The sequence below is a fragment of the Escherichia sp. TW14182 genome, from assembly GCF_000208525.1.
GTDB lineage: Bacteria > Pseudomonadota > Gammaproteobacteria > Enterobacterales > Enterobacteriaceae > Escherichia > Escherichia ruysiae.
In genome coordinates, this window is the sequence record NZ_AEJZ01000271.1 from 1 (window position 1) to 12,495 (window position 12,495).

Annotated in this window: 9 protein-coding genes and 1 pseudogene; 9 read left to right on the forward strand and 1 reads right to left on the reverse strand. The window is 50.3% G+C overall.

Annotated features, from left to right (window positions below; translation table 11 throughout):
• Positions 1–766 (forward strand): annotated as a pseudogene (gene fumB / locus EQY_RS0119700) (class I fumarate hydratase); the annotation flags it as partial.
• Positions 767–888: 122 nt separating this feature from the next.
• Positions 889–1,539 carry a DUF2238 domain-containing protein gene (locus EQY_RS0119705; RefSeq protein WP_000198774.1) on the forward strand — a complete coding sequence of 217 codons (651 nt, stop codon included), beginning with the start codon at positions 889–891 and terminating at the stop codon, positions 1,537–1,539.
• Here the strand turns inward: EQY_RS0119705 and melA are convergent.
• Positions 1,536–2,891: an alpha-galactosidase gene (gene melA, locus EQY_RS0119710; protein WP_000986630.1), complete on the reverse strand. Its 1,356-nt coding sequence runs from the start codon at positions 2,889–2,891 to the stop codon at positions 1,536–1,538. The genes EQY_RS0119705 and melA overlap by 4 nt on opposite strands.
• A 260-nt stretch (positions 2,892–3,151) precedes the next feature.
• Between melA and melR the strand changes: the two genes are divergently transcribed.
• The 7 genes from melR to pmrB form a co-directional block, all read left to right on the forward strand.
• Complete coding sequence (gene melR / locus EQY_RS0119715; RefSeq protein WP_001090775.1) at positions 3,152–4,060, forward strand: transcriptional regulator MelR; 909 nt, start codon at positions 3,152–3,154, stop codon at positions 4,058–4,060.
• Positions 4,061–4,257: 197 nt separating this feature from the next.
• Positions 4,258–6,525 carry an arginine decarboxylase gene (gene adiA / locus EQY_RS0119720; protein ID WP_077629710.1) on the forward strand — a complete coding sequence of 756 codons (2,268 nt, stop codon included), beginning with the start codon at positions 4,258–4,260 and terminating at the stop codon, positions 6,523–6,525.
• A 336-nt stretch (positions 6,526–6,861) separates the two neighbouring features.
• Complete coding sequence (locus EQY_RS0119725) at positions 6,862–7,623, forward strand: AraC family transcriptional regulator (RefSeq protein ID WP_001217089.1); 762 nt, start codon at positions 6,862–6,864, stop codon at positions 7,621–7,623.
• A gap of 136 nt (positions 7,624–7,759) precedes the next feature.
• Positions 7,760–9,097: an arginine/agmatine antiporter gene (gene adiC / locus EQY_RS0119730; protein WP_000093133.1), complete on the forward strand. Its 1,338-nt coding sequence runs from the start codon at positions 7,760–7,762 to the stop codon at positions 9,095–9,097.
• A gap of 103 nt (positions 9,098–9,200) precedes the next feature.
• Entirely contained in the window at positions 9,201–10,844 is a 1,644-nt protein-coding gene (eptA, locus tag EQY_RS0119735; RefSeq protein WP_024212667.1) for a phosphoethanolamine transferase EptA, read from the forward strand.
• A complete protein-coding gene (gene basR / locus EQY_RS0119740; protein WP_000697918.1) occupies positions 10,841–11,509 on the forward strand; it encodes a two-component system response regulator BasR in 669 nt (222 codons plus the stop codon). The genes eptA and basR overlap by 4 nt, the downstream gene beginning before the upstream one ends.
• The coding region (gene pmrB / locus EQY_RS0119745; protein ID WP_192807671.1) for a two-component system sensor histidine kinase PmrB at positions 11,510–12,495 on the forward strand (986 nt) is incomplete at its 3' end.

Below are 12,495 nucleotides of genomic sequence, written 5' to 3' on the forward strand. Positions count from 1 at the left end.
CGCTCACGACATCCGCGTGATTCGCCTGCCTCGTCACGGCGCATCCTGCCCGGTGGGTATGGGCGTCTCCTGCTCCGCTGACCGTAACATCAAAGCAAAAATTAACCGCGAAGGCATCTGGATCGAAAAACTGGAACACAACCCAGGCCAGTACATTCCGGAAGAACTGCGTCAGGCGGGTGAAGGCGACGCGGTGAAAGTCGATCTCAACCGTCCGATGAAAGAGATCCTCGCCCAGCTTTCGCAGTATCCGGTCTCTACTAGTCTGTCACTCACCGGCACCATTATCGTTGGTCGTGATATTGCGCACGCCAAGCTGAAAGAATTGATCGACGCCGGTAAAGAGCTGCCGCAGTACATCAAAGATCATCCGATCTACTACGCAGGTCCGGCAAAAACGCCAGCCGGTTATCCATCGGGTTCTTTAGGCCCAACCACCGCAGGCCGTATGGACTCTTACGTGGATCTGCTGCAATCCCACGGCGGCAGCATGATCATGCTGGCGAAAGGTAACCGCAGTCAGCAAGTCACCGACGCGTGTCATAAACACGGCGGCTTCTACCTCGGCAGCATTGGCGGCCCGGCGGCAGTGCTGGCACAGCAGAGCATTAAGCATCTGGAATGTGTCGCTTATCCGGAACTGGGTATGGAAGCTATCTGGAAAATCGAAGTAGAAGATTTCCCGGCGTTTATCCTGGTCGATGACAAAGGCAACGACTTCTTCCAGCAAATCGTCAACAAACAGTGCGCGAACTGCACTAAGTAACTTCTTCGGCCCAGCGCCTGGCGGCATGCTGCCAGGTGATCCCCCTGGGCCACCTCTTTTGCGATTGTAATTTCATGCTTGCTGGTGAATAGTCAGTATTTTCCCTGACTTGCGAACTCACCATGACCCGCACACTCAAGCCGTTAGTTCTTAACACTGGCGCACTGGCGCTGACGTTAATCCTGATTTACACCGGAATTTCGGCCCATGACAAACTAACCTGGTTGATGGAAGTGACGCCGGTAATTATTGTCGTACCGTTGCTGCTTACCACCGCCAGACGTTATCCGTTAACGCCGCTGCTCTATGCACTGATTTTCTTTCACGCCATCATCCTGATGGTCGGCGGTCAGTACACCTACGCGAAAGTCCCCATCGGTTTTGAAGTGCAGGAATGGCTGGGGTTAAGCCGTAATCCGTATGACAAGCTGGGGCATTTTTTCCAGGGGCTGGTGCCTGCACTGGTGGCACGAGAAATCCTCGTGCGTGGGATGTACGTGCGCGGACGCAAAATGGTCGCGTTTCTGGTCTGCTGCGTGGCACTGGCGATAAGCGCCATGTATGAGTTGATCGAGTGGTGGGCGGCACTGGCGATGGGTCAGGGAGCGGATGATTTTCTCGGCACCCAGGGCGACCAGTGGGACACGCAGTCCGATATGTTCTGCGCGCTGCTGGGCGCATTAACTACGGTGATATTGCTTGCTCGCCTTCACTGTCGCCAGCTCCGGCGCTATGGCTTAATCACCAAAGCGCCGGACGCGATTACCTCTTAACGGTGCAACCAGCCTGGCAGCCAGTCGCCGTGGGCGGCAATCAGATCGTCAACAAGGGCATATATTTCGTCAATTCCCAGCACGGCGCCGGTGTGCGGGTCCATCATCGCGGCGTGGTAAACACGGTCACGGTTTTCGGTGAGAATGGCTTCGGTAAGCAGCGTCTGTACGTTGATATTGGTTTGCATCAGGGCTGCCAGATGCGACGGTAGCGTACCGACTTTGGTCGGCTGAATGCCATTTGCATCAACCAGACAGGCCACTTCCACGCAACATCCTTGCGGCAGGTTATCAATCAAGCCATCGTTACGGACGTTGCCATAAATCACGCTCGGCTCTCCGGTCCAGATAGCGTTCATGATTGTGCTAGCATATTCCCGTGATGGTTTAATATCAATCCGGGAGGCGTTCTTATACTCCTCCAGCTCTTTGTGCCAGTTCGCCAGCTGCTCGACGCAGCGTTTCGGGTACTCATCCAGCGGTACTTTATAACGCTCAATCAAATCCTCACGGCCTGGCTTAATAAACCACGGCGTATATTCGGCAAAATGTTCTGACGACTCCGTGACGAAGTAGCCCAGCTTTTTGAACATTTCATAGCGCACAATGTTCTGGCAGCGAGGATTCCCATGAATATTCGGCTTCGGTGCCTGACCTGCGTCATAAGCCGCCAGCAGTTCCGGGTAGAGATTCACGTAACTGCCGTCGGTGGTTTTGCGCTCCAGCTCCAGGTAAAACGCCATATGGTTGATACCCGCGCAACGATAACGCAGCGTGGCGGGATCAATATTGAGATCGCGCGCCAGCTCTTCCGCCGTTCCCTGCACCGAATGGCACAACCCTACCTGTTTGATATGCGGATAGCGGGCATACATCGCCCAGGTATTCATCGCCATCGGGTTAACGTAGTTGAGCATGGTGGCATCGGGGCAGACTTCCGTCATGTCCTCGCAAATTTGCCACAGGTGCGGAATGGTACGCAGTGCGCGCATAATGCCGCCCGGCCCTAACGTATCGGCAATAGTTTGTTCCAGACCGTGGCGCTTACAGACCTCGAAATCAGTCACCGTGCAAGGTTCATAACCACCAATCTGAAATGCCACCACGACAAAATCGGCATCCTGTAAGGCTTCTTTCTGTTGCGTGTGGCAGGTAATTTTGCCGCTGGCTCCTGCTGAATCCATCAGCTTACGCACCACAATGTGCGACTCTTCCAGGCGAGTTGGATCAATGTCCATCAGGGCAATATGCGCCGTTTTCAGCGCCTCGCGATGAAACACATCACCAAGAATATTTTTTACGAAAATTGTCGAACCAGCGCCGATAAAAGTAATTTTGGGTGCAGACATCATTCAGGTCTCCAGGCTTGCTTGAATGATTTCATCATGGCAGGCGATGTCGCAGAAAACCTCCGGCTTCCCTGTTGAGCATTCCCAAAAGCTCAGATCCAGGGTTACTTAGCAGTAAATATGAGTTTTTGGGACTAAATTGACTGAAAAACAGAGTAATTAGCCCTTATAAAATCCTCTCTCTTTATGTTTTGTGTCGTCATTCGCAGTCATCCTCAGCTACTCATGACATAATTCTGATAATCCAGGAAAGAGATCCATCCATGAACACAGACACGTTTATGTGCAGCAGTGATGAAAAGCAGACCCGCAGCCCGCTGTCGCTGTACTCGGAATATCAGCGAATGGAGATTGAATTTCGTGCGCCGCATGTCATGACCACCAGCCACTGGCATGGTCAGGTTGAAGTGAATGTGCCTTTCGATGGCGATGTGGAATACCTGATCAACAATGAACAAGTGAATATCAATCAAGGGCATATCACGCTGTTCTGGGCCTGTACGCCGCACCAACTAACCGATACCGGAACTTGTCAGAGCATGGCGATTTTTAATCTGCCGATGCATCTGTTTCTCTCCTGGCCTCTGGATAAAGACCTTATAAACCACGTCACTCACGGCATGGTGATTAAATCGCTGGCGACACAGCAACTTAGCCCCTTTGAAGTGCGCCGCTGGCAGCAGGAATTGAACAGCCCGAATGAGCAAATCCGCCAGCTCGCCATTGATGAAATTGGCCTGATGCTCAAGCGATTTAGCCTCTCCGGCTGGGAACCGATTTTGGTCAATAAAACCTCGCGCACGCACAAAAACAGCGTCTCGCGTCATGCGCAATTTTACGTCAGCCAGATGCTGGGCTTTATTGCAGAAAACTATGACCAGGCGCTGACCATCAACGACGTGGCTGAGCACGTCAAACTAAACGCCAACTATGCGATGGGGATATTTCAGCGAGTCATGCAGTTGACGATGAAACAGTACATTACCGCAATGCGCATCAACCACGTTCGCGCGTTACTCAGCGATACCGATAAAAGTATTCTCGATATTGCCCTGACGGCAGGTTTTCGTTCGAGCAGTCGTTTTTACAGTACTTTCGCCAAATATGTCGGCATGTCGCCGCAACAATACCGCAAACTTAGCCAACAACGCCGCCAGACGCTTCCCGGTTAAAAACGATATCAGTATCAGCCAAAAAAATAATTTAGCTGTCGATAATAAACATTGAAAATTAATTGAAAAATTAATATAAGCTTCTGTTTATAATAATAAAAAATTAAAAACGTTTATTTTTCAATCGCTTTACAGCCTGAAATGCCCGGAAGATACTTGCCCGCAACGAAGATTCCTTCACAACCGGGTAAACAATGATGAAAGTATTAATTGTTGAAAGCGAGTTTCTACATCAGGACACCTGGGTCGGTAGCGCCGTTGAGCGTCTGGCGAATGCCTTGAGTCAACAAAATGTTACCGTCATTAAATCAACCTCATTTGATGATGGTTTTGCCATTCTCTCTTCAAATGAAGCCATTGATTGTCTGATGTTCAGTTATCAAATGGAGCATCCGGACGAACATCAAAACGTCAGAGAATTGATCGGTAAACTTCATGAACGCCAGCAAAACGTGCCGGTATTCCTGTTAGGCGATCGGGAAAAATCAATCGCCGCGCTGGATCGCGACCTGCTGGAGCTTGTCGATGAATTCGCCTGGATTCTGGAAGATACTGCCGATTTTATTGCCGGGCGCGCCATCGCCGCGATGACCCGCTACCGTCAACAGTTGTTACCGCCACTGTTCAGCGCGCTGATGAAATATAGCGACATCCATGAGTATTCCTGGGCCGCGCCGGGTCACCAGGGCGGTGTGGGGTTCACTAAAACGCCAGCCGGACGTTTCTACCATGACTATTATGGTGAAAACCTGTTCCGCACCGATATGGGTATTGAACGAACTTCTCTCGGTTCTTTGCTCGACCATACTGGCGCATTTGGCGAAAGTGAAAAATATGCCGCGCGCGTATTTGGTGCCGATCGCTCCTGGTCAGTCGTTGTTGGCACTTCAGGTTCTAACCGCACCATCATGCAAGCCTGCATGACGGATAACGACGTGGTCGTTGTTGACCGTAACTGCCACAAATCCATTGAACAAGGCTTAATGCTGACTGGCGCGAAACCGGTATACATGGTGCCAAGCCGCAACCGCTACGGCATTATCGGGCCAATCTATCCGCAGGAAATGCAGCCTGAAACCTTGCAGAAGAAAATCAGCGAAAGCCCGCTGACTAAAGACAAAGTCGGGCAAAAACCGTCTTACTGCGTGGTGACCAACTGCACCTACGACGGCGTGTGTTATAACGCCAAAGACGCGCAGGATCTGCTGGAAAAAACCTCTGACCGTCTGCACTTCGACGAAGCCTGGTATGGCTACGCACGGTTTAACCCAATCTATGCCGATCACTATGCAATGCGCGGTGAACCGGGCGATCACAATGGCCCAACCGTTTTCGCTACCCACTCCACACATAAACTGCTGAATGCGCTGTCGCAGGCGTCTTATATTCATGTACGTGAAGGTCGGGGCGCGATTAACTTCTCCCGCTTTAATCAGGCATACATGATGCATGCCACCACTTCCCCACTGTATGCCATCTGCGCATCAAACGATGTGGCTGTATCAATGATGGACGGCAACAGCGGTCTGTCACTGACTCAGGAAGTGATCGACGAAGCGGTCGATTTCCGCCAGGCAATGGCACGGTTGTATAAAGAGTTTACTGACGAAGGTAGCTGGTTCTTTAAACCGTGGAATAAAGAAATGGTTACCGATCCGGAAACCGGCAAAACCTATGACTTTGCTGACGCGCCGCGCAAACTGCTGACCACCGTTCAGGACTGCTGGGTAATGCATCCGGGCGAAAGCTGGCACGGCTTTAAAGATATCCCGGACAACTGGAGTATGCTCGACCCGATTAAAGTCAGCATCCTCGCACCGGGGATGGGTGAAGACGGTGAACTGGAAGAGACAGGCGTACCTGCCGCACTGGTTACCGCATGGCTTGGCCACCACGGCATCGTGCCAACTCGCACCACCGATTTCCAGATTATGTTCCTGTTCTCAATGGGCGTGACCCGAGGGAAATGGGGAACTCTGGTTAACACCCTCTGTTCCTTCAAACGCCACTACGACGCCAACACACCACTGGCGCAGGTGATGCCGGAACTTGTTGAACAATATCCTGACACTTACGCGAACATGGGGATTCACGATCTGGGTGACAAAATGTTTGCCTGGCTGAAAGAAAACAACCCAGGAGCACGGTTGAACGAAGCCTATTCCGGCCTGCCGGTGGCGGAAATCACTCCGCGTGAAGCGTACAACGCGATTGTCGACAACAACGTTGAGCTGGTATCCATTGAAAATCTGCCAGGACGCATTGCGGCGAACTCAGTTATCCCGTATCCGCCAGGAATCCCGATGCTGCTGTCTGGTGAAAACTTCGGCGATAAAAACAGTCCGCAGGTAAGTTATTTACGCTCGCTGCAATCCTGGGATCATCATTTCCCTGGATTTGAACACGAAACTGAAGGTACTGAAATTATTGACGGTATTTACCACGTAATGTGTGTGAAAGCGTAACCACTATTCCGCTGAAGGCGTAATTGTTTTAATAACATTACGCCGCCTGGCCTGAGGCCTTTTGAGTATGGCAACGTTTTCATAAAAATTGCTGCAAACAAAAATGTCATGCTTTTTGCGCGGTCCCACCCCGCGCTTTTTTTTGTTTATTATTTACCCTTATTTACTCTGTAAAATTTTTTGTACATGAGAAATTACTATAAAAATTTGTAATATTAGTAAAACACGTTATTTTTATGCATGTTTTGATTCGTCATACAATTATATAACCCGTTCCCGGTATCTCTCTATGTTGGCGAGATCCACTATTTTTCTTTGCATTTCAGGAGTACATGTATGAGGATTTGCAGCAACCAACCTTGTATAGTTTTATTAACTGAAAAAGATGTCTGGCTAAGAGTGAATGGGAAAGAGCCTATAAGTTTAAAAGCTAACCATATGGCGTTATTAAGTTGTGAAAATAATATTATCGACGCCTCCTCTCTGAATAACACTTTGATTGCTTATATTAGCCTCGACATCATCAAAGATTATCTCCGTTTTCTGAATAAAGATCTCTCGAAAATACCGGTCTGGCAACGTAGCGCCACACCGATTATTTCCCTGCCATGCCTTACACCAGAGGTGTTTCGCGTTGCAGCGCAACATAGCACAGAGCCTGCTGAAACAGAGTCGGAAAAAGAACGAACACGTGCATTATTATTCACTGTGCTCTCTCGCTTTCTCGACAGTAAAAAATTCCTTTCTCTACTTATGTATATGTTACGTAATTGTGTTAGCGACAGCGTTTATCAAATCATTGAAAGCGATATCCATAAAGACTGGAATCTTAGTATGGTAGCCAGTTGTTTATGTCTTAGCCCAAGTTTGTTAAAGAAAAAGCTGAAAAGCGAAAACACCAGTTATAGCCAAATAATAACCACCTGCCGGATGCGTTATGCTGTAAATGAATTAATGATGGATGGAAAAAATATCTCACAGGTGTCACAGTCCTGTGGCTACAACAGCACGTCTTACTTTATTTCTGTATTTAAAGACTTCTATGGCATGACGCCACTCCATTATGTTAGCCAACACAGAGAACGTTCTGTCGCCTGATTTATAACCTTTACAAAGAGATATATTAATAACGGCATCAGCGATAACCCGACTGACGATAATTCAATGCGCGAATGCAGGCGTATGATATGACGTAATTTATTGTCACGAAGCTCGCCTTCGCAGGAGTTTAATTATGTCTTCGGATGCTGATGCTCACAAAGTGGGCTTAATCCCCGTTACTCTGATGGTGTCGGGGAATATTATGGGGTCAGGTGTCTTTCTGTTACCTGCAAACCTGGCCTCGACTGGCGGTATTGCTATATATGGTTGGTTGGTGACGATTATCGGTGCTTTGGCTTTATCGATGGTCTACGCCAAAATGTCGTTCCTCGATCCCAGCCCTGGCGGTTCATATGCCTACGCGCGCCGCTGTTTTGGTCCTTTTCTCGGATATCAAACCAACGTTCTCTACTGGCTGGCCTGCTGGATCGGCAATATCGCCATGGTGGTCATTGGCGTCGGCTATTTGAGCTATTTCTTCCCGCTCCTCAAAGATCCGTGGGTATTAACCATCACCTGCGTGGTGGTGCTGTGGATCTTCGTTCTGCTTAATATCGTCGGTCCGAAAATGATCACCCGCGTGCAGGCCGTCGCTACCGTGCTGGCGCTGATCCCAATCGTCGGGATTGCCGTATTCGGCTGGTTCTGGTTCCACGGAGAAACCTATATGGCGGCATGGAACGTCAGCGGCCTGGGCACCTTCGGCGCGATTCAAAGCACCTTAAACGTTACGCTGTGGTCATTTATCGGGGTGGAAAGTGCGTCTGTTGCAGCGGGTGTGGTGAAAAACCCGAAACGCAACGTCCCTATCGCCACCATTGGCGGGGTATTGATTGCCGCCGTTTGCTATGTGCTCTCGACCACCGCGATTATGGGGATGATCCCCAACGCCGCACTGCGCGTTTCCGCCTCACCTTTCGGTGATGCTGCACGGATGGCGCTGGGTGATACCGCAGGAGCCATTGTCTCCTTCTGTGCGGCGGCTGGTTGCTTAGGTTCGCTGGGTGGCTGGACACTACTGGCCGGGCAAACGGCGAAAGCCGCTGCCGATGACGGTCTGTTCCCACCGATTTTTGCCCGCGTCAACAAAGCTGGCACACCGGTAGCCGGGTTGATTATCGTCGGTATCCTGATGACTATCTTCCAGTTCAGCAGCATTTCGCCAAACGCAACCAAAGAGTTCGGTCTGGTCTCTTCCGTATCGGTAATCTTTACCCTGGTGCCTTATCTTTATACCTGTGCCGCTTTACTGCTTTTAGGCCACGGTCACTTTGGTAAAGCGCGTCCGGCGTATCTGGCCATCACCACTATCGCCTTCCTTTACTGCATCTGGGCGGTAGTCGGTTCTGGTGCACAAGAGGTCATGTGGTCATTTGTCACGCTGATGGTAATCACCGCAATGTACACACTGAACTACAACCGGCTGCATAAAAACCCCTATCCTTTAGATGCACCAATAAGCAAAGATTAAGCCCCCTTAATCCAGCAAACATAAAAGCCAACCTTAAGAACTTAAGGTTGGCTTAACTTTGCTTTGCGAGCATATGCGCACTTTGTTCGATGGAAACACCGTGATGTTGAAGCGCCTTCTAAAAAGACCCTCTTTGAATTTACTCGCCTGGATATTGCTGGCCTCTTTTTATATTGCTATCTGCCTGAACATTGCCTTTTTTAAACAGGTTTTACAGGCGCTACCGCTGGATTCAATGCATAACGTGCTGGTTTTCTTATCGATGCCGGTCGTCGCGTTCAGCGTGATTAATATTGTCCTGACGCTAGGATCTTTCTTATGGCTTAATCGTCCGCTGGCCTGCCTGTTTATTCTTGTCGGCGCGTCTGCGCAATATTTCATAATGACTTATGGCATCGTCATCGACCGTTCGATGATTGCCAATATCATGGATACCACACCTGCGGAAAGCTACGCGTTAATGACACCGCAGATGTTATTAACGCTAGGGTTAAGTGGGGTTCTTGCTGCACTGATTGCCTGCTGGGTAAAAATCAAACCCGCAGCCTCACGCCTGCGTAGCGTTCTTTTCCGTGGAGCCAATATTCTGATTTCTGTGCTGCTGATTCTGCTGGTCGCCGCGTTGTTTTATAAAGACTACGCCTCGCTGTTTCGTAACAACAAAGAGCTGGTGAAATCCTTAAGCCCCTCCAACAGCATTGTTGCCAGTTGGTCATGGTATTCCCACCAGCGACTGGCAAATCTACCGCTGGTTCGCATTGGCGAGGATGCACACCGCAACCCGTTAATGCAAAACGAGAAACGTAAAAATCTGACCATCTTGATCGTCGGCGAAACCTCGCGGGCAGAGAATTTCTCACTCAACGGCTACCCGCGTGAAACTAACCCGCGATTGGCGAAAGATAACGTGGTCTATTTCCCTAATACCGCATCTTGCGGCACGGCAACGGCAGTTTCAGTACCGTGCATGTTCTCGGATATGCCGCGTGAGCATTACAAAGAAGAGCTGGCACAGCACCAGGAAGGCGTGCTGGATATCATTCAGCGAGCGGGCATTAATGTGTTGTGGAATGACAACGACGGTGGCTGCAAAGGTGTCTGCGACCGCGTACCGCACCAGAATGTCACCGCACTGAACCTGCCCGGCCAGTGCATCAACGGCGAATGCTATGACGAGGTGCTGTTCCACGGGCTGGAAGAGTACATCAATAACCTGCAAGGTGATGGCGTGATTGTCTTACACACCATCGGTAGCCACGGCCCGACCTATTACAACCGCTATCCGCCGCAGTTCAGGAAATTTACCCCCACCTGCGACACCAACGAGATCCAGACCTGTTCCAAAGAACAACTGGTGAACACTTACGATAATACGTTGCTCTACGTCGACTATATTGTTGATAAAGCAATTAATCTGCTGAAAGAACATCAGGATAAATTTACCACCAGCCTGGTTTATCTTTCTGACCACGGTGAATCGTTAGGTGAAAATGGCATCTATCTACACGGCCTGCCTTATGCCATCGCGCCTGATAGCCAAAAACAAGTACCGATGCTGCTGTGGTTGTCGGAGGATTATCAAAAGCGATATCAGATTGACCAGAGCTGCCTGCAAAAACAGGCACAAACACAGCACTATTCACAGGACAATTTATTCTCAACCCTGTTGGGATTAACCGGCGTCGAGACGAAGTATTACCAGGCTGCGGATGATATTCTGCAAACTTGCAGGAGAGTGACTGAATGAAAATACTGATTGTTGAAGACGATACGCTGTTATTGCAGGGGCTGATTCTGGCGGCACAAACCGAAGGCTACGCGTGCGATGGCGTCACGACCGCGCGGATGGCGGAACAAAGCCTGGAAGCCGGGCACTACAGCCTGGTGGTGTTGGATTTAGGTTTACCCGACGAAGATGGGCTGCATTTTCTCGCCCGTATCCGGCAGAAAAAATACACCCTGCCGGTACTGATCCTCACCGCTCGCGACACCCTGACCGACAAAATCGCCGGGCTGGATGTCGGTGCCGATGACTATCTGGTAAAACCTTTTGCGCTGGAAGAGTTACACGCCCGCATCCGCGCCCTGCTGCGACGCCATAATAATCAGGGCGAAAGCGAGTTGATTGTTGGCAATCTGACGCTGAATATGGGGCGCCGTCAGGTATGGATGGGCGGCGAAGAATTGATTCTGACGCCCAAAGAATATGCTCTGCTATCGCGGCTGATGCTCAAAGCAGGCAGCCCGGTGCATCGGGAAATTCTCTACAACGATATCTATAACTGGGACAACGAACCCTCGACCAACACCCTGGAAGTGCATATCCACAACCTGCGCGACAAAGTGGGCAAAACACGTATCCGCACCGTGCGCGGCTTTGGCTATATGCTGGTCGCGAATGAGGAAAACTAATTGAATCTGATGCGTTTTCTGCGCCGACCAATGTCGCTGCGTCAACGGCTGATATTGACCATCGGCGCTATTCTGCTGGTTTTTGAGCTGATTAGCGTCTTCTGGCTATGGCATGAAAGTACCGAGCAAATTCAGCTCTTTGAGCAGGCGCTACGTGACAATCGCAACAACGATCGCCACATCATGCGTGAGATCCGCGAAGCGGTTGCCAGCCTGATTGTTCCCGGCGTATTTATGGTCAGCCTGACACTATTTATCTGCTATCAGGCAGTGCACCGCATCACTCGCCCGCTGGCGGAACTGCAAAAAGAACTGGAAGCGCGCACCGCTGACAACTTAACGCCCATTGCCATTCATAGCGCCACTCTCGAAATCGAAGCGGTGGTTTCGGCGTTGAACGATCTGGTCAGTCGCCTGACCAGCACGCTGGATAACGAAAGGTTGTTTACCGCTGACGTCGCTCACGAACTGCGAACGCCGCTGGCGGGGGTGCGTTTGCATCTGGAACTGCTGGCGAAAACGCATCACATTGATGTAGCGCCGTTAGTCGCACGGCTTGATCAGATGATGGAGAGCGTCTCCCAGTTATTGCAACTGGCGCGCGCCGGACAGTCATTTTCTTCCGGTAATTATCAGCATGTAAAACTGCTGGAAGATGTGATCCTGCCCTCCTATGACGAACTCAGCACCATGCTCGACCAGCGTCAACAAACTTTGCTGTTACCAGAGAGCGCCGCTGACATCACTGTTCAGGGCGACGCGACCCTGCTGCGGATGTTATTGCGTAACCTGGTAGAAAACGCCCATCGCTATAGTCCAGCAGGCAGCAACATTATGATTCAGCTGCAAGAAGATGGCAGTGCGGTAATGGCGGTTGAAGATGAAGGGCCTGGCATTGATGAGAGTAAATGCGGAGAGTTGAGCAAAGCGTTTGTACGAATGGACAGCCGTTATGGCGGGGTTGGTCTGGGGTTTATTATTGTTCG